The organism is Stenotrophomonas sp. YJH_SMC_21 (assembly GCF_059369555.1).
Genome location: NZ_JCAFSU010000010.1, coordinates 37,061 through 59,889, shown reverse-complemented (window position 1 = coordinate 59,889; position 22,829 = coordinate 37,061). Strand labels below are relative to the sequence as shown.

The window sequence follows — 22,829 nt, the reverse complement described above, 5'->3', positions numbered from 1 at the left end:
GAAAAATTGAATCCTGCGTGAGGATTCGTTGACCCGGGCGGGCGCAGCATGGCCCCGTCGCCCCTTCCCGGAGTCCGCCATGTCCCTTACCCGACGCCATCTGCTGGGCCTGGGCGGTGTTGCCACCGCCGCCGGCCTGCTCGGCCTGGGGGCCTGCAGCCGTGCCGCCCCGGCCGCCGCTGAAGCGCGCCCGTCGCGACAGTTCGAGGTCATGCGCAGCGATGCCGACTGGCGCCAGCGCCTGACCCCGGCGCAGTACGCAGTGCTGCGCCAGCAGGCGACCGAGCGCCCGTACAGCAGCCCGCTCAACAAGGAACACCGGCAGGGCACGTTTGCCTGCGCCGGCTGTGCGCTGCCGCTGTTCTCCTCCTCCACCAAGTTCGAGAGCGGCACCGGCTGGCCCAGCTTCTGGGCGCCGCTGCACAACGCCATCGGCGAAGACCGCGACGTCACCTTCGGCATGCTGCGGGTGGAGGTGCACTGCCGCCGCTGCGGTGGCCACCTCGGTCATGTGTTCAACGACGGGCCTCGCCCAACCGGACTTCGCTACTGCATGAACGGCGCAGCGATGGTGTTCGTTCCCGGTGCCGCTGAGGGCGGTACCGCCGATGGCTGGCGGGTGCCGGTCGGTTCTTCCCCTGCTTCCGGAGCCTGACGATGCTGCTGTTGCTGCTTGCCTACCTGGGGGGCGCGCTGACCCTGCTCAGTCCCTGCATCCTCCCGGTGCTGCCGTTCGTGTTCGCCCGTGCCGACCGCCCCTTCCTGCGCAGCACGCTGCCGCTGCTGCTGGGCATGGCACTCACCTTCACCGTGGTCGCCAGCCTGGCTGCGGTGGGCAGCCAATGGGTGGCACAGGCCAACCAGGTCGGACGCTGGATCGCCCTGCTGCTGATGGCGCTGTTCGCACTGGCATTGCTCTGGCCACGACTGGCCGACCACCTGCTGGCGCCGTTCCAGCGCGTGGGTGCCCGCTTGAGCGCGCGTGCCGATGCGGCCGACGCAGCGGGGCGTGGCGGCGCATGGACCTCGCTGCTGATCGGTATCGCCACCGGCCTGCTGTGGGCGCCGTGCGCCGGGCCGATCCTGGGCCTGGTGCTGACCGGTGCCGCGCTGCATGGCGCCAGCGTGGGTACCACTGCCCTGCTGCTGGCGTATGCGCTGGGCGCGATCACGGCGCTGGCCCTGGCCGTGTGGGTGGGCGGCCGCGTGTTCCGTGCGCTGCACGCGCGGCTTGGCCTTGGCGATGTGCTGCGCAAGGTGCTGGGCGTGGCCGCCTTGCTGGCGGTGGTGGCGATCGGCCTGGGCTGGGATACCGGCCTGCTGACCCGTCTTTCTACGGTCAGCACCGCGCGTATCGAGCAGGGCCTGCTGGATGCGGTACCCGGCGCGCAGCCGGCGGCTCCGCCGATGATGATGATGGCCGGTGCCAACGCCGCTGCCAATGCACCGCTGCCAGTGGAAGGCACCCTGCCCGCGCTGGACGGCGCCACCGGCTGGCTCAACAGCCCACCGCTGACGGCCCAGCAGTTGCGCGGCAAGGTGGTACTGGTCGATTTCTGGACGTACTCGTGCATCAACTGCCTGCGCGCGATGCCGTTCGTGCACGAATGGGAACGCCGCTACCGCGACCACGGCCTGGTAGTGGTCGGCGTGCACACGCCGGAGTTCGCCTTCGAGCGTGACCCGCGCAACGTCATGAAGGCGGTGCAGCAGCTGAAGGTTGAGTACCCGGTGGCGCTGGACAACCAGTACACGATCTGGCGCGCGTTCAACAACCGCTACTGGCCGGCGCAGTACTTCGTCGATGCGCAGGGCAACATCCGCGGCCACCAGTTCGGCGAGGGCAACTATGCGCGCTCGGAACAGGTGATCCGTCGCTTGCTGACCGAGGCCGGCCAGACGAACCTGCCGCCGCCGGCCGATCCGGCCGCCGCCGATCTGAAGGGCGTGGCTGCGCAGGCCGACATGGGCAATCTGCGCTCGCCGGAAACCTATCTGGGCCACGCCCGTGCCGAGCAGTTCGCCTCGCCCGGTGGGCAGCGCAGCGACACCGCGTTCGACTACACATTGCCGGCCACCCTGGCGTTGAACCAGTGGGGCCTGTCCGGACGCTGGACCGTTACCGGCGAGGCTGCGCAGCTGCAGCAGGCCGGTGGCCGCATCGCCTTCCAGTTCCATGCGCGCGACCTGCACCTGGTGCTGGCACCGGGCCAGGAAGGAAAGCCGGTGCGCTTCCGCGTCCTGCTGGATGGCAAGCCATTGCCCGCCACCGATGCCGGCACTGATGTCGGCGCCGATGGCAGCGGCGTGGTCGACGAGCACCGCCTCTACCAGCTGGTGCGCCAACGCGGCACGGTCAGCCCGCACCGCTTCGAGATCGAATTCCTCGATGCGGGCGTGCAGGCCTATGCCTTCACCTTCGGTTGAACCGGGAGGACACGATGAAATTCTCCTTTGAACAGGGCATTGCCGCTGGCGTTGCCGGACTGGTGGCCGCGGCACTCATCGCCGGCGTGCTGCTCGTTGACCATGGCGCCATCGCGGCACCGGTCGAAGCCAGCGCGCAGACCCAGGCACTCCCTGTACCCACGGGCGACGCTGCGTTCCGCGATGACGCCACCCACGCCAGCGTGGTGTTCGCCGGCGGTTGCTTCTGGGGCGTGCAGGGCGTGTTCCAGCATGTCAAAGGCGTGAGTAATGCGGTGTCCGGCTACATCGGTGGCAGCGCTGCCAATGCCCGCTATGAGCGGGTCAGCAGCGGTCAGACCGGTCATGCCGAAGCGGTGAAGGTCGACTACGACCCACGCCAGGTCAGCTATGGGCAGTTGATGCAGGTGTTCTTCTCGGTGGTGCACGACCCGACCCAACTCAACCGCCAGGGGCCCGACCACGGCAGCCAGTACCGGTCGGCGATCTTCACTGATGACGCCCGCCAGCAGGCAGCCGGCCGCGCCTACATCGCCCAGCTCGGACAGGCCGGCAGCTACCGCGCACCGATCGTCACCCAGCTGGTCAGCGGCCAGCGCTTCTACCCGGCCGAGAGCTACCACCAGAACTACATGACCAACTACCCGCAGGCCGCCTACATCCGCTACTACGACGCGCCGAAGCTGGCCGCGCTGGGCAGGCAGTTCCCGGGGCTGTACCGGCGCGATGCGGTGCTGGTGCCGATGCGCTGACGGCATTTCCGTGGGGCCGGCTGGCGCTCGGTGACGCTCCTGCCAATGCGGTAACGATCCGGGTAGTGCCGGCCGCTGGCCGGCTCCTGCGGTTCCAGGGATTGCCGGCCAGCGGCCGGCACTACCAAAAAAAGACGCACGGCCATCCAGCCGTGCGCTTGGAAAGTACCGGCCGTGCCCCGATCAGGCCCGGCCGACAACGACATGCTAGGCTCGCCGTCATCATGGGTACAGCACCAGATGGCGGGAAACTCGATGGATACAGATGATCAGAGCGCAATGATCCCCCCCCGCTACCAACGGCTGTCCGACGAACTGGCCGAGGCCATCCATGGCGGCCGGCTTCCGGTAGGCAGCCGCCTGCCCTCGCTGCGGCAGATGGCCCTGCAGCGCCGGCTCAGCCTGAACACGGTGATCGCCGCCTACCGCCAGCTGGAAGACGCTGGTCTGGTCATTCCGCGGCCCAAGGCCGGCTTCGAGGTCGCCCCGCGGCTGTCGGTGCCGGAACGTTCGCTGCGCGACACACCTTCTGCGCCCACCGCGCCGCTGCAGCAGGTACTGATGGCCCGCGTGCTGGAAGCACAGCGCCGCCCCGGCGTGATCGACCTGGCCTTTGCCGGCCCGCGCGGTCGCCAGTTCTACCCCGGCGCGCAGCTGGCCAAGCACACGGCGCAGGTACTGCGCCATGGCCAGCTGACCGTGGAGACCTACGCTCGCCCCAACGGCTCGCCACGGCTGCTGGCGCAGATCGTGCGCCGCGGCCCGCGCATGGGCCTGCATACCCACAGCGAACGCCTGCTGCTGACCCACGGTGCGATGGAAGGGCTGCAGCTGGCGCTACGCGCGGTCACCCAGCCCGGTGATGCGGTCGGCATCGAGGCGCCGTCCTACTTCAACCTCTACCCGTTGCTGGCCAACCTCGGCCTGCAGGCCATCGAACTGCCCACCCATCCGCAGCTCGGCCTGGATGTGGATGCGCTGGACGCGCTGCTGGAGCACACGCCGCTGGCCGCACTGGTGGTGATGCCGACCGTGCATAACCCGCTCGGCTGCACCATGCCGACCGCCGCCAAGCAACGCCTGGCCGAACTGGTCAACGCACGCCAGCTGCCGCTCATCGAAGATGCGGTGTATGCCGAACTGCAGTTCTGCGAACCGCCGGCACCGCTCCTGAAGGCCTTCGATCGCGATGGCTGGGTGATGGTGGTCGGCGGCTTTTCCAAGACGCTGGCGCCGGATTACCGCATCGGCTGGCTCGATGGCGGCCGCTTCGCCGAGCGCATCGCGCTGCTGAAATTCCAGTCCACCGGCGGCGAGCCGCAGCTGCTGGGCGACGCGGTGGCGGCCTATCTGGAGGCGGGCAGCTACGAGCACCACCTGCATCGCATGCGCCGCCTGTACCGCGAACAGGTCGGACGGCTGCGCCAGCTGGTGGCCGAACACTTCCCGGCCGGCACCCGCGCCACCGAACCGCAGGGTGGCTTCCTGCTGTGGCTGGAACTGCCGGGCGTGGACACGCGCGAGCTGTTCGAGCGTGCACTGCAGGAGGACATCGTGTTCATGCCCGGCCAGGTGTATTCACGCGGCGCGCGGTATCGCCATTGCCTGCGGCTATCGTGCTGCCAGACGCTGGATGCACGTTTCATCGGCGCGGTGGAGCGGTTGGGTACGATCGCGCGGGAGCTGGCGGCCGCAGCACGGTAGTGCCGGCCGCTGGCCGGCAACTGCACGCAGGTGGATACATCGAGGTTGCCGGCCAGCGGCCGGCACTACCCCAGGTCAATCGAGCAGATGCGTGCTCAGGATCTGGCCATCCGCTCCCGGCAGATGTGGCAGCCGCCCCCAGCACGGCATCGGCAGGCGCTGCTGCAGCGTTGCGATGTTCTCATCCTGGCGCTGCATCGCCGGGTCGATGTGGTTGCCGATCCAGCCCAAGCACTCCACGCCGCTGGCCTGCAACGACTGCGCGGTCAGACGCGCGTGGTTGACGCAGCCCAGCCGCATGCCCACCACCAGCAACACCGGCAACCGCAATGCGCGCACCAGGTCGAGCTGGTCGAGCGTGGCCGAGACTGGTGCCAGCCAACCGCCAACCCCCTCGACCACCACGACATCGGCCTGCGCGCGCAGCCGCTCGAACGCTGCCATGATCGGCGCCAGCTCCACCTGCACGCCGTCCTCGGCAGCGGCCAGCTCCGGTGCCAGCGGCTGGCGCAACGCATATGGGTTCAGATCGGCATAGTCCGGTACCGGCCAGCTGGCCGCCCGCAGCGCCAATCCGTCTTCGTTGCGCAGGCCCTGGCCCAGGTCTTCGCTGCCGCTGGCCACCGGCTTCATGCCCACCGCGCGCAGGCCGCGCCGGCGCAGTGCGTGCAGCAGCGCGGTGCTGGCCGCGGTCTTGCCGATCTCGGTATCGGTGCCGGTGACGAACAGGGCGGGCGGCAGCGTGGCGGGCAACGGCATCGACGGGCTCCAACAGGGCAACAGTGTGTGCATTATCGCTGGCCCGGCACGCTTGCTAGACTGCTGGCATGTTCGCCAATGCCTCGCTCACCGGCAGCAAGCCGGAACAATACGCCCAGCTGCTGGAACAGGCCCGTGGCCTGGTCTACGCCGAGTCCGACCGCATCGCCAACGCGGCCAACCTCTCGGCCCTGGTCTACCACGCCCTGCCCGACCTGAACTGGGTGGGCTTCTACCTGTACGACGGCAAGGAACTGGTGGTTGGCCCGTTCCAGGGCCTGCCGGCCTGCGTGCGCATCCCGCTGGACAAGGGCGTGTGCGGTGCCGCCGCCAGCCAGCGCGTGACCCAGCGCGTAGAGGACGTCGACGCCTTCCCCGGCCACATCGCCTGCGATTCGGCCTCGCGCTCGGAACTGGTGGTGCCGCTGCTGCGCGGCGATGAACTGATCGGCGTGTTCGACATCGACAGCCCGAAGGTCGGCCGCTTCGATGCCGACGACCAGGCTGGCCTGGAAGCCATCGCCCGCGTGTTCGTCGAGGCGCTGGGATGAGCGCACCGAAGCTGCGCAACATCGGCCCGAAAAGTGCGGCGTGGCTGCGCCAGGTCGGCCTGCGCAGCCGCGACGACCTGGTCGCGATCGGAGCCGTCGGCGCCTTCGTCAAGGTCAAGCGCGCCGGCTTCAAGCCCAGCCTGAACCTGCTGTACTCGCTGGAAGGCGCGTTGCTGGACTGCCATTGGCAGGAGCTGAGCGAGCCACAGCGTGAAGCACTGGTGCAGGATTACGAAGCACGCATTGCTGCGCATCCGCTGAAGGCAGCCGGCCCGGCGTCGGGCCCGGTGCATGAGCAGCGCTTCGATGCCGACGATGACGCTGAGGACAGCGTGGCCGAGGGCGCGGACGAGGATTGAGGCCTCCGCGTTCCTGGGGATGCCGGCCAGCGGCCGGCACTACCAGTGTGATGCGGGGATCGGTAGCGCCGGGCCATGCCCGGCGAGTGCGCTCAGGGCTGCTGCAGCTCCAGGAGCTCACCCACCAGCCCGATCTCGCCGCGCTCCAGCCACACCCGCAGGCGCGTGCCGTGGTCGATACGCAGCGCCCAGCACAGCGACATGGGCAGGCCGCAGACCTGCGACAGCACCATGCGCAACGGGCCGCCATGGCTGACCACCAGCGTCGGCACCGGATCGTCATCATCGAGCAGGCGATCCAGCGCGCGCGCGATGCGCCGCTCGAAGTGGCCCCAGCTCTCGCCATTGGGCGGCGGGAACGCGTGCGGGTCGGCATGGAAGGCCGCCAGTGCATCCTCCGGCAGGTCGAACAGCGACCGCCCGTCCCAATCGCCGAAGTCCAGTTCTTCCCATTCCTCGTCCGCTTCCACGTCCAGTCCGCGCGGGGTGGCCAGGGCCATTGCCGTGTGCAGCGAACGCAGCCGCGGCGAACTGATCACCCGCTCCCAGCGTTGCCCGGCATAGGCCTCGACCAGTTCCTGCGGCAGGCGGGCCAGCTGCGGTGGATCGCTGCGGCCATCGAGGAACTCATCGCGACCGTTGCCGGCATGGCGGACCAGGTCGAGGATCATGCGCGCGTCCCGGACGGGCGACGCAGGTACAGCGGAAAACGGGCGGACATCGGCAACGGCACCACGGGATCGAGCAACCATTCTAAAGGCACAGCAAAGGCAGTCGCGCAGGCGCGACGCAACGGGACGGCCTGCGATGCCGTAGACTGCGCGCACTTCCAGGTGACCTGCGGCCATGGCCGGCAGGTTGAAACGGGAAGCCGGTGACGCGTGATTCCACGTCAGGCCGGCGCTGCCCCCGCAACGGTAAGCACGTCAGTTCCAGGCAACACCGCCACTGTGCCGCAGGCATGGGAAGGCGCCTGGACGGTGGCCTCGCGCCACCCGGCGGCAAGCCCGGAGACCGGCCCGGAAGCCTCAGGTCGCGATGCGGTGGGCATGGCGCTGGATGACCGTGGCGTGCGCTGCGGCATCGGCGCACGCCTGCCTTCGCGGCTCCTCCCCTTCGCCACGCGGGCGTGCGTGGCACCCGGAGTCCCCCATGAAGCTGCAGTCCCGAATGCTGTCCCTGGCCGTGCTGGCCGCCCTGCCCGCGCTGGCCCAGGCCGCCAATGACACCACCGCGCTCGACCAGATCCTGGTCACTGCCACCCGCACCCCGATCGCCCTGCAGGACAGCATCGCGCCGGCGCAGGTGATCGACCGCGCCCAGATCGAATCCAGCCAGGCCACTTCGCTGCAGGAACTGCTGCGCGGTCGCGCCGGCATCAACCTGGCCAATGCCGGCGGCCTCGGCAAGCAGAGCTCGCTGTTCCTGCGCGGTACCAATTCCGGCCACACCGTAGTGCTGGTGGACGGCGTGCGCATCAACAGCGCCGACCTCGGCCTGGCCATGTACCAGGACCTGCCGCTGGCGCAGATCGAGCGCGTGGAAATCGTGCGCGGCCCGCAGTCGAGCCTGTACGGCGCCGACGCCATCGGTGGCGTGATCCAGATCTTCACCCGCCGCAACCAGGGCGATTTCGCCCCGCACTTCCAGCTTGGCGGTGGCAGCAACGGCCTGCGTGAAGCCAGCGGTGGCATTGGCGGTGGTACCGAGCGCGGCTGGTTCGGTGCCGACATCGCCTACCAGCATTCCGATGGCATCGATGCCTGCCGCGGCTCGGCCACGCTGTTCACCGGCTGTTTCGCCGACGAGCCCGATCGCGACGGCTACCGCAACCTGTCCAAGAGCCTGCGCGGTGGCTACATCTTCAACGAGCAGTGGAACGTGGAAGGCAGCGCATTGCGCGCCGACGGCAAGAACCACTACGACGGCTACTACAACTATTCGGAAACCCGCCAGCAGGTGCTGGCCGGCAAGGTGCGCTACACCCCGTCCGAGCGCCTGGCATTCACCGCCAACGTCGGCCGCAGTGACAACGAGTCGGACAACTTCGGCGACTTCGGTGCACGTGGCAGCGCACAGACCCATCGCGACAGCGCCTCGCTGCAGGGCGATTTCGGCGTGGCCGAGGGCCAGCTGCTGAGCGCAGGCGTGGACTGGAGCGAAGACAACCTGGATGGCAGCAGCGCGGGTTACCTCGTCGACAGTCGCCGCAACACCGGCGTGTTCGTGCAGTACCAGGGCCGCTTCGGACGCCACCAGCTGCAGGCCAGCGCACGCAACGACGACAACCAGCAGTTCGGCAACCACGCCACCGGCAGCGTTGGCTGGGCGATGGAGCTGGGCCACGGCCTGCGCCTCAACGCCAGCTATGGCACGGCGTTCAAGGCACCGACCTTCAGCGATCTGTACGACCCGTGGAGCGGCGTGCCGACGTTGAAGCCGGAGAAGTCCAAGAGCGCCAACCTCGGCTTTTCGCAGCAGGGCCAGGGCTGGCACTGGGGCCTGGATGTGTATGAAACCCGCATCGATGATCTGATCACCTACGATGCGGCAACCTTCAAGATGCAGCAGGTGGAGAAGGCCCGCATCCGCGGTGCCGAGCTGACCGGTGGCGTGCTGCTGGCCGGCTTCGACATCAACGCGCAGCTGAGCTACACCGACCCGCGCAACCGCACCGGCGGCAGCACCCAGTTCGACAACTGGCTGCCACGCCGCGCGCAGCAGACCGCGCGCCTGGACATCGACCGTCGCTTCGGCGATTTCCGCGCAGGCCTGACCGTGCAGGGTGCCGGCAAGCGCTACGACGATGCCGCCAACACGGTGAAGGTGGGAGGCTACGGCACGCTGGACCTGCGCGCTGAGTACGCACTGACGCCATCGTGGTCGCTGCTGGCACGTGCCGCCAACGTCTTCGACCGTCGCTACGAAACGGTGGCATGGTTCAACCAGCCCGGCCGCGAGTACCAGTTGAGCGTGCGTTACCAGCCGAAGTGAGCGCAACGTTCATGGTAGTGCCGGCCGCTGGCCGGCAACATCATGACCTTCGGCAACGCATCCCGGGTTGCCGGCCAGCGGCCGGCACTACCCCCTGCTTCAGCCCCACAACCCCGGCAGTTCACGCAGGTCGTCGATCACCGCCACCGCATGCGCGGTGGCCAGGTCCAGGCCGCGCGGATAGCCGTAGCGCACCAGTGCGATCGGCATGCCGGCATCTTCGGCGGCGCGGTAGTCGGTCAACGAATCACCCACCATCAGGCAGGACTCCACCGGCAGCCCGAAATGCGCGGCGATGTGCCGCAGTGGCTCACCGCTGGGCTTGCGCTGCGGCAGCGAGTCGCCGCCCAGCACCAGCGCGAACGCCTCGCCGATGCCCAGGTGCTGCAGCAGTGGTGGCACCAGTGCTTCGGGCTTGTTGGTGCAGATCGCCAGCGGCACATTGCGCGCTCGCAGTTGCGCCAGCGCTTCGCCCACGCCATCGAACAGGCGCGGGCTGCGCAGCAGGCACTCACGGTAGTGCACCATGAACACCGGCATCACCTCGGCCAGGTCCACCTCGCGGCCGGCGGCCTGCACCGCCTGTTCGACCAGCCTGCGCACGCCGTCGCCGATCCAGCCCAGCACGGTGGCTTCCGGCACGCGCGCCACGCCGATGTCCTCCAGCGTGCGGTTCAGCGCTTCGGCAATATCGGCAGCGCTGTCGACCAGCGTGCCATCGAGGTCGAACACGACCAGCGGATACGGATACGACAAGGGACGGCACCTGCATGACGTGGGGCCGTCCATTGTACGCCGCGGTGTTTTGGGCCGGCCTGCCTCAACCGATCCGGCGCGCGCGCGTGGCCAGGAACGTGGGCAGGTAACGGTCGATCAGGAAGCGGGGCTGTGGCTGCCAGTCTTCCATGAAGCGATCGATGACGAAGCCGGCATCGAGCTGGCCACCGATCAGTTCGGTCAGGCTGTGGCCAAAGGTCAGCGCATCGCCCCGCGCCAGCTTCGCCTCGCGCTCGGCCGGTGGCAGGTCTTCCAGATCCGAATAGGGAATGGCGTACTGCGGCCGGATCAGGCCCTGGGCATCCAGCTGTGGATCGCGCGCACCGACGAACAGCACCGGGTTGTAGAAGCTGGCCATCAGCATGCCATCGCGCGCCAGCACGCGGCGGCATTCGGTCCACACCGGCCGGACGTCGGGCACGTACAGGTTGGAGATCGGGTGGAAGACCACATCGAAGCTGTCGTTGGCGAAGGCGTGCAGATCGCGCATGTCGCCCTGCACCGTGCGCAGGTGCAGTCCATCACGTGCCGCGACCCTGCGGTCCTGCTCGAGCTGGCCATCGGACAGATCGAACACGGTCACCTCCGCACCGGCCGCCGCCAGCACCGGTGCCTGCTGGCCACCGCCCGAGGCCAGGCACAGGATGCGGCGGCCGCGCACATCACCCAGCCAGTCCAGCGGCAGCGCGCGCGGGGTCAGGTGCACCTGCCAGCGGCCATCGCGCGCGGCGGCAATCGTTGAGCTTTCCACCGGGCGCGACCATTCGCGCACTTCGCTGGCCTGGCGGTCCCAGGCAGCACGGTTGTGGTCGATCAAGGCCTGTCCGTGGTTCATGTGTTCTCCTTGCCCGGTGGGCGCCAATCCAGATCCTGGAAGGCCGGGCTGGCGAAACACTCGGCCAGGAAGTCCAGGAATCGCCGCATGATAGCGGGCTGCTGGCGCCGTGATGCGTACACGGCATGAATGCCGAGTTCGTCCAGACTGAACTCGGGCAGCAGTTCGATCAGCTCGCCACTGCGCAGCAGTGGCGCCACCTGGTAGGTCGGCAGCATCGCGATGCCGGCGCCCGCACGCACCGCTTCCAGCAACAGCGACGCTTCGTTGGCGCTGATGTTGCCGCCCACAGCCACCGACAGCGAACGGCCATCGCGGTGCAGCTGCCACAGGCTCTTGCCCACGTAGTGATGGGTCAGGCAGTTGTGCCCGGCCAGGTGTTCCGGGGCGGTAGGCGTACCGCGCGCGTGCAGGTACGACGGCGTCGCGCACAGCACCGAGCGGCAGGTGGCCAACCGTCGTGCAATCAGGCTGGGATCGATCTGGCGGGCGATGCGCACCGCAAGGTCCACGCGCTCCTCCACCAGGTTCACGGTGCGGTCGACCAGCAGCAGTTCGATGCGCGCCGCCGGGTGGCGTGCGACAAAAGCGGCCACCGCCCGCGCCAGGTGGCTCTGCCCGAACGACACGCTGGCGGTCACCCGCAACGTGCCGTGCGGTTCGGGATCGTCGCTGGCCAGCTCACCGTGCAGTTCCTCGCCGATGGCCAGCATCTGCCGGAAGCGCACCAGCGCCGCCTCGCCGGGGCCGGTCAGGCTGACCCGGCGCGTGGTCCGGTGCAGCAGGCGCGCGCCCAGCCAACCCTCGACCTCGGCCAGGTAGCGGGTGACCATCGCCCGTGACATGTCCAGCACCTCGGCGGCGGCGGTGAGGCTGCCGCGCTCGGCCACCTCGACGAACACGGTCATGGCGGTCAATCGGTCCATATGCTCGATCCATGCAACAAACAAGCGCGTTATACGCTGTTTTTCGAGCGACTGCAGCGGCCTAGAGTGGCGCCATTCCCCCCCCATACCACCCCACGGAGTCCTGCCATGAAGATCGCCCTCGTTGGTTCCACCGGCAACATCGGCCGCCAGATCGCCCGCCACGCGCTGGCCAACGGCCACGAACTCACCGTCATCGTGCGCAGCGCGCAGGATCTTCCGGCCGAACTGGCCGGTGCCCATCCGGTGATCGCCTCGCTGGATGACCAGGATGCCCTGGTCGCCGCCATCGCCGGCCACGACGTGCTGGCCAGCGCCTATGGCCCGCGTCCGGGCGATGACATCGGCCGCGTCGGCGAAGTGGCCGCGCAGCTGGCCGCCGCCGCGCGCAAGGCCGGTGTACCGCGCCTGGTGGTGGTCGGTGGCGCCGGCAGCCTGGAAGTCGCGCCGGGCGTGCAGCTGGTCGATACCCCCAACTTTCCGGAGGCCTACAAGCCGTACGCGCTGGCCCATCGTGAAGCCTTCAATCGCCTGCAGGCGGTGGACGACCTGGACTGGACCTTCTTCTCGCCGGCCGCCGAAATCGGCCCGGGCGAAGAGCGCGGCCAGTACCGCGTGCAGCCCAAGGCCTTCCTCGCTGATGCCAGCGGCCACAGCCGCATCAGCTACGCCGACTACGGCGCCGCGTTCGTCGCCGAGCTGGAAGCGCAGCAGTACCCGAAGCAGATCATCACCGCGGCGTACTGATCATGGCGTCCGCCGGGCATGGCCCGGCGCTACCCAGCTGTAGAGCCGAAGGCAACGGCAGGAGCCGTTGCCAGCGTCGCTTGCGACGGCCCGCAGAGGCCCGGGCAAGGACGCCCGGCATAGCCCACGTTCGGCTCCCCATTCGACACAAGGAATTTCCCATGCGCACCGCTGCCCTGCTGCTTCCCCTCGCCCTGGCCGCCAGCTTCACCAGTGCGCCGCTGCTGGCCGCAACGGCCACCGCGGCGCCCGCGGCAGCGACAAGATCCCAGCTGCACCTGCAGACCTTCCATCCCGGTCCGCAGGCGATGTTCTCGGTGTCCTCGGTGCTGATCGAAGGCCGCCGCGATGCGATCCTGGTCAACGCGCAGTTCGGCGCCAGCGATGCGCGCAAGCTGGTCGAGCTGATCCGCGCCAGCGGCAAGCAGCTGACAACGATCTACATCAGCCACGGTGATCCGGACTACTACTTCGGCCTGGCTACCCTGCAGGACGCGTTCCCGCAGGCACGCATCGTCGCCACTGCGCAGACCGTTGCCCACATCCAGCAGACCCAGGCCGGCAAGCTGGCCTACTGGGGGCCGAAGATGGGTGCCGACGTGCCGTCGCGCATCGTGGTGCCGCAGGTGCTGGATGGCGATGCCCTGCAGCTGGAAGGCCAGCGCCTGCCGCTGATCGGCCTGGATGGCCCGACCCCGGACCGCACAGTGCTGTGGGTGCCGTCGCTGCGCGCGATCGTCGGCGGCATTCCGGTGGTGGCCGGTGAACACGTGTGGATGGCCGACACGCAGACGCCGAAGTCGCATGCCGACTGGCTGCAGACCCTGCAGCAGTTGCAGGCGTTGAAGCCGAAGGTGGTGGTGCCGGGGCATTACGCGCCGGGTGCCGCACTAGATGCCAGTGCGCTGGTGTTCACGGCGGACTACATCCGCGCGTTCGATGCCGAGACGGCAAAGGCCAAGGACAGTGCGGCGCTGGTGAAGGCGATGCAGGCGCGCTATCCGAAGCTGGCGGGCGTGGCGTCGCTGGAACTGAGTGCGAAGGTGGCCAAGGGCGAGATGCAGTGGCCGTGAGGTAGGGAGTTTTCTTTTTGCAGGGCTGCGCCCTGCACCCGCAGAGGCAACAGCAACAGCTGGCTATCCGTGGGATGGCGGGGTGGGTCCGGTTGCGGGGGACGCTGCAAGTACGTCCATGTAAGCTCGATCGCGGCTTGCTCGTGTGCGCTGTCCTGCGCACACGGCAAGACCGGGGTTGGGCGTCCTGCCCAACCCGCCCGAGGCATGCCTCGGGCCCATGCGGCTCACGCCCCCGCAACCGGACCCACCCCGCCTTCGACAGTTTCCTGCTGCTGATGGAACCTGCTGCTGTTGGTGGGTGCCGACCGTTGGTCGGCACGGGGTCGGATCCCGTTGCTGCGCAACGGGCTCTGACCCCACTGTTTGATGATTAGGTATCTGTGGGATTGATCATGTCGTGCTCGAACAATTCCCCCTGCACCACCGGCTCCTTTTCGCGGAAGCCACCCAGCCCGACGCCGACCAGGCGGTAGCGCGTCTCGGCCGGCAGATCGACGCGGGCGCGCAGGGCCAGCGCGATGTCGCGCAGCTCTTCCATCGATTCCGGCGGGCGCTCCGGGGTGAAGCTACGGGTGAGGATGCGGAACTGCGCGGTCTTCAGTTTCAGCACCACGGTGTGGCCGATGCGATCGGTCTTGCGCGTGGCGTTCCAGGTCTTCCCTGCCAGCTGCACGATCGCCTCTGTCAGGTCTTCCAGCAGCAGGTCTTCGGCGAAGGTGTCCTCCGAGGAGATCGACTGCACCTGCTGGTCCGGTTCCACCGGCCGCTCGTCGATGCCACGTGCGCGGTTGTACAGGCTGCGGCCGAAGCTGCCGAATGCCTCTTCCAGATCGATCAAGGCCCACTGCCGCAGGTCGCCGCAGGTGACGATGCCGCGCGCGGCCAGCTTGCCTTCCATGACCTTGCCGACGCCGGGCACGCGGTTCACCGGCAGCGGCGCCAGGAACGCATCCACGCGCTGCGGCGGAATCACGAACTGGCCGTCGGGCTTGCGCCAGTCCGAGGCGATCTTGGCCAGGAACTTGTTCGGCGCGATCCCGGCTGAAGCAGTCAGGTTCGTTTCCTCGCGGATCTGCGCGCGGATGGTGCGGGCGATGTCGGTGGCCAGTTCGATGCCACTCTTCGGCTCGGTCACGTCCAGGTAGGCCTCGTCCAGCGACAGCGGCTCGACCAGGTCGGTATGGCGCAGGAAGATCGCGCGTACCTGCTGTGACACCGCCTTGTAACGCGCGAAGTCCGGCGGCACGAAGATCGCGTCCGGGCACAGGCGCTCGGCACGCACGGCGGGCATCGCCGAACGCACGCCGAACACGCGCGCCTCGTAAGACGCCGCACACACCACCGAGCGGGCGCCACGCCATGCCACGACCACCGGCTTGCCGCGCAGTGACGGATCGTCGCGCTGCTCCACCGACGCGTAGAACGCGTCCATGTCAACGTGGATGATCTTGCGCAGTCGGGTCATGTCAGGTGGGAAAGGCGGGGCCGGGCCGGGTGGGCCACACGCCGAAGTATGGTCGTTGCACATCAACAGGATGCGCGTATTCCCTTGAAAACACTACGGTTGCGTACGGTTGAAATGTTTGATCGGCGCAGTTTCCACGGGCATTCTCGGGCGCTTGTTTCCCTGTTCTTCGCTTCCAGGATTGTGCTTCATGACCCGTCTCCACGCGTTCAACCGCGAACAGCTGCTGGCCAGCGCACGCGGTGAACTGTTCGGCACCGCTGCCGGCCGTCTGCCCAACGACCCGATGCTGATGTTCGACCGCATCACCGACATCCGCGAGGACGGCGGACCGCATGGCAAAGGCATGGTACGCGCCGAACTGGATATCCGCCCGGACCTGTGGTTCTTCGGCTGCCATTTCATCGGCGACCCGGTGATGCCCGGCTGCCTGGGCCTGGACGCCATGTGGCAGCTGACCGGCTTCTTCCTGACCTGGCTGGGCGCCCCCGGCAAGGGCCGCGCGCTGGGCTGTGGCGAAGTGAAGTTCACCGGCCAGGTGCTGCCGGAAGCCAAGCTCGTGCGTTACGAGATCGACATCAGCCGCGTCATCAACCGCAAGCTGGTGATGGCCCAGTCGGACGCCCGCATGTACGTGGATGACCGCGAAATCTACAGCGCGCGCGACCTGCGCGTCGGCCTGTTCACCGAAACCGGGAGCTTCTGATGCGTCGCGTCGTCATCACCGGCATGGGCATCACGTCCTGCCTCGGCAATGATCTGGATACCGTTTCGGCCGCGCTGCGCGAAGGGCGCTCGGGCATCACTGCCCTGGCCGACCACGCCGAAGCGGGCCTGCGCAGCCAGGTCGGCGGTCGTGTCGACCTCGATCTGGAGGCACTGATCGACCGCAAGCAGAAGCGCTTCATGAGCGATGCGGCAGCCTTCGCCTATCTGGCCATGCGCGATGCCATCGCCGATGCCGGGCTCAGCGCCGAGCAGGTCAGCAGCCTGCGCACCGGCCTGATCGCCGGTTCCGGTGGCGGCTCCAGCGAATGGCAGATCGGCGCGGTCGACCTGCTGCGCGAACGTGGTGTGCGCAAGGTCGGCCCGTACATGGTGCCGCGCACGATGTGCTCGACGGTCTCGGCCTGCCTGGCCACGGCCTACCAGATCAAGGGCGTCAGCTATTCGCTGTCGGCCGCCTGCGCGACCTCGGCGCACTGTATCGGCGCGGCCGCGGACATGATCCGCCATGGCGCGCAGGACATCATGTTCGCCGGTGGCGGTGAAGACCTGCACTGGTCGATGAGCGTGATGTTCGATGCGATGGGCGCGCTGTCGACCAGCTTCAACGAAACCCCGGCCAGCGCCTCGCGTCCGTACGACAAGGACCGCGACGGCTTCGTCATCGCCGGTGGTGGCGGCATGCTGGTGCTGGAGGACTACGACCACGCCGTTGCGCGCGGCGCGCACATCCACGCCGAACTGATCGGCTATGGCGTGACCTCCGACGGCGCCGACATGGTCGCTCCGTCCGGCGAAGGCGCGGTGCGCTGCATGAAGATGGCGCTGCAGGGCGTCGATCGCCCGCTGGACTACCTCAATACCCACGGCACCTCCACGCCGCTGGGCGACGTCACCGAGCTCAATGCGATCCGCGAAGTGTTCGGCGATGCGGTGCCGCCGCTGTCCTCGACCAAGGCGCTGTCCGGCCATTCGCTCGGTGCGGCCAGCGTGCACGAGGCGATCTACTGCCTGCTGATGATGCGCGATGGCTTCGTTGCCGGTTCGGCCAACATCGGCGAGCTGGACCCGAAGGTGGAGAGCTTCCCGATCCTGCGCGAAAGCCGCGAGCAGAAGCTGGATACGGTGATGTCCAACAGCTTCGGCTTCGGTGGCACCAACGCCGCGCTGGTGTTCGGGCGGGTGTGATGTGGACAGGTGTGCCGACCAACGGTCGGCACCCACCAGGGCAGTAAAGAGTGCCAACCAAGGTTGGCACCCACCAACGCAGTAAAGAGTGCCGACCAACGGTCGGCGCCCACCTTACTTCGGCAGCAGCGGCAGCAGCAGCGCGTGCGCGTCCACCAGCGATCCAACGATGCGGTGGCCCAGGGCACGCAACTCTTCATCCGGATGCACCAGGTCAGGCACCTGGATCACGGTCATGCCGGCCGCCAGCGCCGCACGCGTACCGGCCGGTGAGTCTTCCAGCGCCAGGCAGCGTTCCGGCGCCTGGCCCAGCCGCTGCGCGGCCAGCAGGTAGATGTCCGGCGCCGGCTTCGGCCGCGCCACGTCGCCACTGGTGATCACCGCATCGAAATACGGCAGCAGGCCGGCAGCGGCCAGCTTGCGGTTGGCGCGCGGCTGCCGCGTGGTGGTTGCCACCGCACGCGGTACCGCGTGCGCCTTCAACAACTCCAGCAGCTCCAGGATGCCCGGCCGCAACGGCAGGCCGGTCTGCGTGCGTGCTTCATACAGGTCGTGGCAGCGCGCGGCCACCGCCTCGATCACGCTGTCCTCGATGCCCTGCGCACGCAGCAGCGCGTGCGTGTCACGGTCACCGAGGCCGACCATGCGCAGGAACACCGCCTCGTCCAGGCCCAGTCCGAACTCGTCGGCGGCCTGGCTCCAGCAGGCCAGCGAAACCCGCTCGCTGTCGATCATCAGGCCGTCCATGTCGAAGATGACGGCGTCGGGGAGGAACGGCAGCGCAGCGATGGTGGTCATGGAGCGAACAGCGTATCCAGGTCGGTGGAGGTGAGCTGCCGCCATTGCCCTTCGTCCAGCCCCTGCAGATCCAGCCCGCCGACGCGGCTGCGGTGCAGGGCCTGCACGTGGTTGCCGGTGGCGGCGAACATGCGGCGTACCTGATGGTAGCGGCCTTCGTGCAGCACCAGGCGCGCGCGGCGCGCATCCAGCACTTCCAGTTCAGCCGGCAGCAGGGGCGTCTTCTCGGACTCCAGCATCAGCGTACCGCTGGCGAACAACGCTACCTCGTCGCCGCGCAGGTCGTCGCTCAACTCGACCTCATAGACTTTCGGCAGCTTCGACTTCGGCGAGATGATCCGGTGCAGCAGGCCGCCATCGTCGGTCAGCAGCAGCAGGCCACTGGTCTCGCGGTCGAGGCGGCCCACCGTGGACAGCACCGGATCGCGGTCGCGGAAGCGCGGCGGCAGCAGATCGTAGATCAGGCGGCCGGTGTCCTTGGTCGAGCAGGTGTAGCCGGCCGGCTTGTGCAGCGCGATCGACAGGCCCACCGGCGGGTCCAGCGGCTCGCCGTCGACACGGATCGCCTCGTGCGGCACCTGGTCGTCGGCATACAGCACCTCGCCGTCGGCGTCGGTGACGCGGCCTTCGCGGAACATCCACTGCACCTGCTTGCGGCTGCCATAGCCCAGGTTGGCGATGAGCTTGACCAGCTTCACTTGCCCTTCCCCTTCACCGCTTCCACCAGCTTGAAGCCATCACGCTCGGCGATCACGCGCACCGCGCCAAAGCTCTCGTTGAGCGTGTACTCGTACGGCAGGTGGCGGTTGGCCACCACGTACAGGCGTCCGCCCGGGCGCAGCGCCTGCGCGGCCACGGCGATGAAGCGCTGGCCGATGTCCGGGCGATCGGCGCGCGACGGCGTGTGGAACGGCGGGTTGCTGATGATGACGTCGTAGCCCGGTTCGATACCCGCGGTGACGTCCTGCCACAGGAAGCGCAGCGGCAGCGGGCGCGGCGGCGGCGCCAGATTGAGTTCGGCCAGTGCCAGCGCGCGCTGCTCGGCTTCGTACAGGTCCAGCGCGGTGATCTTCGGGCAGCGTTCCAGCAGCTCGCGCGACAGGTAGCCGTAACCCGCGCCGAGGTCGGCGGCACGCCCGGCCAGGTCGGCCGGCAGGTGTTCGGCCAACAGCGCCGACGCCGGGTCGATGCGATCCCAGGCGAACACGCCCGGGCGGCTGAGGAAACGGCCCCCGACAATCGGGCGCACTGCATCCAGCGCCGACCAGCGCTTGGCCAGGTCGGCGTCGTGCTGGCCCTGCATCGGCGCGGTCCAGTACACGCGGCAGTGGTTCTTGGTCAGGCTGCCGCCGAGGCCGGTCAGCTGCTTGAGGTCACCCTCGCCCGAGCGTGCGCCTTCGTTGTTGGACTGGCAGGCAACGATGCGGCCGCCGTCGGCGACCAGCGCCAGCGCGCGGGCGAACAGCGCGCGGGCTTCTTCACGCTGGCGCGGCGGCAGCACCAGCACCAGCGGGTAGCGGCCCTTGCCGGCCACATCATCCAGCTGGCCGCTGACGGTCCAGCCGGCGGCCTGCTGCAGCGGCTGCGCGAACGGGGCGAAGCTCTGCTCGCAATGCACCTCGCGGTTGCCGGCCACTTCGCGCAGCGGCCAGCCGTCGCGGGCCCGCAGGAAAGCCACGGGGCCTTCCGGCCAGCGCAGGGCGCCTTGGGAGAACGGCAGGAACAGGGTCTGCAGGGGGGCGTCGTCGCTGGAGGCCATCGGCGCGGGTACTTCAAGCGTGAGGGCCGTCCATTGTACCGGCTTGACCGGGCCGGCCCCGGCAGCCGCTTTGCGAAACCCGAACGGGGCCTTGATCTGCCAGCAACATTGGAACGTTCAGGGTAGAGGCTCCCCCGGAAACCCAGGAGAACCTGCATGCGAGCCTTGTTCGTCGGTGGCGTGGTCGACAACAGTGAAATGGACCTGGAAGGCAGCCATCCGCCCGTGCATTACCCCGAGGACACCGGCGGCGGCCACTCGCGCTACCGGCTGCACCAGGTCGGTCATGGTGCCGACGGCAGCGTGGCCTATGCGGTGTATGGCGCGCCGGACCTGGCCGATGACGAGGTGGCGAGGGTTGCGGAGGAGCGGGCGTATGCACGCCGGTTCGAGGCGACGCCGACCCTGTTCGAGCACTGAGCGCAGCAGCCACGCATGGCGTGGCTCTACTGCAACCTCTGGTAGATCCACGCCAAGCGGGGATGGACCCGGCAGGTTGCCGTCAAACCCTCGGCGGCAACCTGCGGATGCTGGCGATCTCGTCCAACCACACATGGTGCTGCTGCACCGGCGTGTCGTAGTCATCCAGGCGCAGCTGGCCGTTGCTGCCTTCATCACCAGCGACGTTGCGGTATTGCTGCACGGTTGGCCTCACGGCCACCGTGCCGAGCAGACGGCGGCCATCGTGAAGAATCAGTTCCACCTGCGTTTCGCCATCCAGCTGCGGCAGCAGGGCTTCTAGGCGCGCGATCTGCGCCGGATCGGTGTGGATACGTGGAGCTATACGGGACATCGGCGACCTCCTGATTGCAGGGTCGCCGATCGGCCGTGAATGTTCAGTGCAGCGCGCTGTCCGCGCGCGGCACCTGCACCTTGCGTACGGCAGCCACCAGCTGCGCCACCGAGTACGGCTTGGCCACATGCTCCTGGAAGCCCGACGCCAGCGCGCGGCGGCGGTCATCGGCACGCGCCAGTGCAGTCACCGCCACCGCAGGCAAGGTTGCCGCGTCCACGCCCATGTCCTCGCGCAAGGTGCGCACCAGCCCATAGCCATCCATGCCCGGCATGCCGATGTCGGTCAGCATCACGTGGTACTGCAGATGGCCGGTGTCGGCCAGCAGTGCCAGTGCCTCGCCGGCCGAGCTGGCCGCCGACACGCTGGCGCCCTGCTCTTCCAGCATGCGCCGCAGGTACTCCAGCACCTCCGGCTGGTCTTCCACCGCCAGCACATGCATGCCCCGCAGCGGATACGGTTCGACGATCACCGGCTCCAGGATCGGCCCGCTGATGACTTCGCGCAGCGGCCGGCGCTCGGCATCCGGCAGGTGCTGGGGCAGGCGCACGGTGAACGTGGCGCCGTGGCCATGGCCTTCGCTGGCGGCGGCGACGGTGCCGCCGTGCAGTTCGACCAGCTGCTGCACGATCGCCAGGCCCAGGCCGAGGCCGCCATGGCGGCGCGTGGTGGTGCCATCGGCCTGGCGGAAGCGGCTGAACAGGTGGTTGAGGAACTCCGGTGCGATGCCATCGCCGGTATCGCGCACCGTAATCACCCAGTGGGTGCCGTCGGCCTGCAGCTGAACGTCGATGCGGCCCTCGGCCGGGGTGAACTTGATCGCATTCGAGAGCAGGTTCCAGAACACCTGCTGGAGGCGCGTGGCATCGCCCAATACCAGGCTGGGCTGCTCGGGCAGCTGCAGGTGCACGTCCAGCGCCTTGCCTTCGGCCACCAGTTCCTGCGCGCCGATGGCTTCGCCAAGCAGCGTGCGCAGGTCCAGCACTTCCACCTCCAGCTGTACCTTGCCCAGCAGCATGCTGCTGAGGTCGAGCATGTCCGAGATCAGCCGCTTCTGCGCACCGGCGCTGTTGGCGATCACGTTCAGGCCCTTGTACAGCGGGCTGGTGTTGTCCACGCGCTGCAGCAGCAGCTCGCTCCAACCGAGGATGGTGGTCAGCGGCGTGCGCAGCTCGTGCGACAGCGTGGCCAGGAACTCGTCCTTCAGCCGCGCCATGTTCTCGGCGGCGCTGCGCGCGGCGCGTTCGGACTGCAGCAGTTCCTCGCGTGCCAGTTCGATCTCGCGGCGCTCGGTCACGTCCGGACTGCTGCCAGCCAGGCCGATGAAGCGGCCCATGCGCGAGAAGCGCGGCCGCGCGTTCATCTCCAGCCAGCGCCACTGGCCGTCGGCGCGCCGCGCACGTACCAGCGCATGCATCGAACGCTGCGCCTTCAATGCTTCCTGCAGCTCGTACTCGAATACGGACGCATCGTCTGGATGTACCAGGCCGCGCCAGACATCTTCCGGAACGCGCGTTTCGTCGCCACCGAAAAACTCGCTGAAGGCGCTGTTGACGAAGCGGGCGTGGCCGCGCTCGTCGAGCACCCATACCGGCATCGGCAGGCCATCGGCCAGTGCGCTGAAGCGGGCTTCGCTTTCGCCCAGCTCCACTTCCATCTGCTTGCGCGCGGTGATGTCGAAGAACAGGATGCCGACCTTGTCTTCGCCCGGACGACCAACGCGCACCGCATCAACCGCGAACGAGCGGCCCAGGGCGCGCGCTTCCATCTCGAACTGGGCGGGGCGACCACTGCGGGCCACTTCACCGTAGATGCGGAACCAGTCTTCCTCGTGGTTCGGTTCCAACGCACTCATGCGCTGACCGCGTGCGTCCTTCAGGCCGGTATGGCGCTCGAAGGCGTCGTTGACCTCGATGAAACGATAGTCCACCGCGCGGTCGCCTTCGAACAGCACCTGGATCACGCAGAAACCGGCGTTGATGCGCTCAAGCACGCCATGATGCAGGTCGGGTTCGGGCGCCGGCACCATCATCGGTGGGCGCTCCACTAGGGGCGGCAGTGTGGACAAGGGCGTCTGGACGGGCCGGATTGGAGACACAGCATGTTCCAGAGAGCGTATTCACAGCGTCAAGCGCCGTCAGTCAGGGTTGACGACGATGAATTGGCGGTAACCCCCCTTGCATACGCCGCAGC

General features: G+C 68.3%; 23 protein-coding genes and 1 riboswitch. Of the genes, 12 read left to right on the top strand and 11 right to left on the bottom strand.

What is annotated here, in order from left to right:
* The first annotated feature begins 79 nt into the window (after window positions 1-79).
* The 4 genes from msrB to AC5P67_RS13910 all read left to right on the top strand — a co-directional run bounded on the left by msrB (window position 80) and on the right by AC5P67_RS13910 (window position 4,883).
* Entirely contained in the window at window positions 80-655 is a 576-nt protein-coding gene (msrB, locus tag AC5P67_RS13925) for a peptide-methionine (R)-S-oxide reductase MsrB (protein ID WP_005407946.1), read from the top strand.
* 2 nt (window positions 656-657) lie between these two features.
* On the top strand, window positions 658-2,427 hold the full coding sequence (locus AC5P67_RS13920; RefSeq protein WP_012479043.1) for a cytochrome c biogenesis protein DipZ: 1,770 nt from the start codon (window positions 658-660) through the stop codon (window positions 2,425-2,427).
* A gap of 14 nt (window positions 2,428-2,441) precedes the next feature.
* A complete protein-coding gene (gene msrA / locus AC5P67_RS13915; RefSeq protein WP_088430785.1) occupies window positions 2,442-3,179 on the top strand; it encodes a peptide-methionine (S)-S-oxide reductase MsrA in 738 nt (245 codons plus the stop codon).
* A gap of 255 nt (window positions 3,180-3,434) precedes the next feature.
* Entirely contained in the window at window positions 3,435-4,883 is a 1,449-nt protein-coding gene (locus AC5P67_RS13910) for an aminotransferase-like domain-containing protein (protein WP_065184087.1), read from the top strand.
* 75 nt (window positions 4,884-4,958) lie between these two features.
* Here the strand turns inward: AC5P67_RS13910 and bioD are convergent, their stop codons facing one another.
* The gene (bioD, locus tag AC5P67_RS13905) at window positions 4,959-5,642 is read right to left on the bottom strand and encodes a dethiobiotin synthase (protein WP_495214789.1); all 684 of its coding nucleotides are present in this window, start codon (window positions 5,640-5,642) and stop codon (window positions 4,959-4,961) included.
* A 68-nt stretch (window positions 5,643-5,710) separates the two neighbouring features.
* On the opposite strand from bioD, the gene AC5P67_RS13900 reads away from it, so the two are divergent.
* Together AC5P67_RS13900 and AC5P67_RS13895 are read left to right on the top strand one after the other, a co-directional pair.
* Window positions 5,711-6,193, top strand: coding sequence for a GAF domain-containing protein (locus tag AC5P67_RS13900; RefSeq protein WP_005407940.1), 483 nt, complete (start codon window positions 5,711-5,713; stop codon window positions 6,191-6,193).
* The gene (locus AC5P67_RS13895; RefSeq protein WP_005407939.1) at window positions 6,190-6,552 is read left to right on the top strand and encodes a TfoX/Sxy family protein; all 363 of its coding nucleotides are present in this window, start codon (window positions 6,190-6,192) and stop codon (window positions 6,550-6,552) included. The genes AC5P67_RS13900 and AC5P67_RS13895 overlap by 4 nt, the downstream gene beginning before the upstream one ends.
* 92 nt (window positions 6,553-6,644) lie before the next feature.
* Here AC5P67_RS13895 and AC5P67_RS13890 read toward each other — a convergent pair whose 3' ends face one another.
* Window positions 6,645-7,223, bottom strand: coding sequence for a histidine phosphatase family protein (locus tag AC5P67_RS13890; protein WP_049448888.1), 579 nt, complete (start codon window positions 7,221-7,223; stop codon window positions 6,645-6,647).
* Between the two features lie 143 nt (window positions 7,224-7,366).
* A riboswitch (cobalamin riboswitch) is annotated at window positions 7,367-7,589 on the top strand.
* Between the two features lie 115 nt (window positions 7,590-7,704).
* Here AC5P67_RS13890 and btuB point away from each other — a divergent pair.
* The gene (gene btuB, locus AC5P67_RS13885) at window positions 7,705-9,546 is read left to right on the top strand and encodes a TonB-dependent vitamin B12 receptor (protein WP_109337833.1); all 1,842 of its coding nucleotides are present in this window, start codon (window positions 7,705-7,707) and stop codon (window positions 9,544-9,546) included.
* A gap of 99 nt (window positions 9,547-9,645) precedes the next feature.
* On the opposite strand, the gene gph is transcribed toward btuB, so the two are convergent.
* From gph to AC5P67_RS13870, 3 genes are all read right to left on the bottom strand, one after another.
* Window positions 9,646-10,302, bottom strand: a complete 657-nt coding sequence (gph, locus tag AC5P67_RS13880; protein WP_060381185.1) for a phosphoglycolate phosphatase — start codon at window positions 10,300-10,302, stop codon at window positions 9,646-9,648.
* Window positions 10,303-10,366: 64 nt separating this feature from the next.
* Complete coding sequence (locus AC5P67_RS13875; RefSeq protein ID WP_106549776.1) at window positions 10,367-11,158, bottom strand: class I SAM-dependent methyltransferase; 792 nt, start codon at window positions 11,156-11,158, stop codon at window positions 10,367-10,369.
* The gene (locus tag AC5P67_RS13870) at window positions 11,155-12,084 is read right to left on the bottom strand and encodes a LysR family transcriptional regulator (protein WP_049395654.1); all 930 of its coding nucleotides are present in this window, start codon (window positions 12,082-12,084) and stop codon (window positions 11,155-11,157) included. The genes AC5P67_RS13875 and AC5P67_RS13870 overlap by 4 nt, the downstream gene beginning before the upstream one ends.
* A gap of 108 nt (window positions 12,085-12,192) precedes the next feature.
* On the opposite strand from AC5P67_RS13870, the gene AC5P67_RS13865 reads away from it, so the two are divergent.
* Together AC5P67_RS13865 and AC5P67_RS13860 are read left to right on the top strand one after the other, a co-directional pair.
* Complete coding sequence (locus tag AC5P67_RS13865; protein ID WP_012479034.1) at window positions 12,193-12,831, top strand: NAD(P)-dependent oxidoreductase; 639 nt, start codon at window positions 12,193-12,195, stop codon at window positions 12,829-12,831.
* 161 nt (window positions 12,832-12,992) lie between these two features.
* Entirely contained in the window at window positions 12,993-13,904 is a 912-nt protein-coding gene (locus AC5P67_RS13860; RefSeq protein WP_114618957.1) for an MBL fold metallo-hydrolase, read from the top strand.
* A gap of 373 nt (window positions 13,905-14,277) precedes the next feature.
* Here AC5P67_RS13860 and dinB read toward each other — a convergent pair whose 3' ends face one another.
* Window positions 14,278-15,372 (bottom strand): DNA polymerase IV, encoded by a 1,095-nt coding sequence (gene dinB, locus AC5P67_RS13855; RefSeq protein WP_171968615.1) that lies wholly within the window; start codon window positions 15,370-15,372, stop codon window positions 14,278-14,280.
* Window positions 15,373-15,562: 190 nt separating this feature from the next.
* Here dinB and fabA point away from each other — a divergent pair, with 190 nt between their 5' ends.
* Together fabA and fabB are read left to right on the top strand one after the other, a co-directional pair.
* The gene (gene fabA, locus AC5P67_RS13850) at window positions 15,563-16,078 is read left to right on the top strand and encodes a 3-hydroxyacyl-[acyl-carrier-protein] dehydratase FabA (protein ID WP_005407930.1); all 516 of its coding nucleotides are present in this window, start codon (window positions 15,563-15,565) and stop codon (window positions 16,076-16,078) included.
* On the top strand, window positions 16,078-17,286 hold the full coding sequence (gene fabB, locus AC5P67_RS13845) for a beta-ketoacyl-ACP synthase I (RefSeq protein ID WP_012479031.1): 1,209 nt from the start codon (window positions 16,078-16,080) through the stop codon (window positions 17,284-17,286). Before fabA ends, fabB begins: the two co-directional genes overlap by 1 nt.
* A gap of 114 nt (window positions 17,287-17,400) precedes the next feature.
* Here the strand turns inward: fabB and AC5P67_RS13840 are convergent, their stop codons facing one another.
* Genes AC5P67_RS13840 through AC5P67_RS13830 form a run of 3 tightly spaced genes read right to left on the bottom strand, consistent with a single transcriptional unit; the run spans window position 17,401 to window position 19,843 of the window.
* Window positions 17,401-18,084: an HAD family hydrolase gene (locus AC5P67_RS13840; protein WP_049418944.1), complete on the bottom strand. Its 684-nt coding sequence runs from the start codon at window positions 18,082-18,084 to the stop codon at window positions 17,401-17,403.
* On the bottom strand, window positions 18,081-18,782 hold the full coding sequence (locus tag AC5P67_RS13835) for a pseudouridine synthase (protein WP_005407927.1): 702 nt from the start codon (window positions 18,780-18,782) through the stop codon (window positions 18,081-18,083). Before AC5P67_RS13835 ends, AC5P67_RS13840 begins: the two co-directional genes overlap by 4 nt.
* Window positions 18,779-19,843 carry a class I SAM-dependent methyltransferase gene (locus AC5P67_RS13830; protein WP_049395664.1) on the bottom strand — a complete coding sequence of 355 codons (1,065 nt, stop codon included), beginning with the start codon at window positions 19,841-19,843 and terminating at the stop codon, window positions 18,779-18,781. Before AC5P67_RS13830 ends, AC5P67_RS13835 begins: the two co-directional genes overlap by 4 nt.
* Window positions 19,844-19,999: 156 nt before the next feature.
* Here AC5P67_RS13830 and AC5P67_RS13825 point away from each other — a divergent pair, with 156 nt between their 5' ends.
* The gene (locus AC5P67_RS13825; protein ID WP_005407925.1) at window positions 20,000-20,263 is read left to right on the top strand and encodes a hypothetical protein; all 264 of its coding nucleotides are present in this window, start codon (window positions 20,000-20,002) and stop codon (window positions 20,261-20,263) included.
* Window positions 20,264-20,345: 82 nt separating this feature from the next.
* Here AC5P67_RS13825 and AC5P67_RS13820 read toward each other — a convergent pair whose 3' ends face one another.
* Window positions 20,346-20,636, bottom strand: a complete 291-nt coding sequence (locus AC5P67_RS13820) for a DUF3247 family protein (RefSeq protein ID WP_024957100.1) — start codon at window positions 20,634-20,636, stop codon at window positions 20,346-20,348.
* Between the two features lie 43 nt (window positions 20,637-20,679).
* Entirely contained in the window at window positions 20,680-22,668 is a 1,989-nt protein-coding gene (locus tag AC5P67_RS13815) for a hybrid sensor histidine kinase/response regulator (RefSeq protein ID WP_005407923.1), read from the bottom strand.
* Window positions 22,669-22,829: the final 161 nt, after the last annotated feature.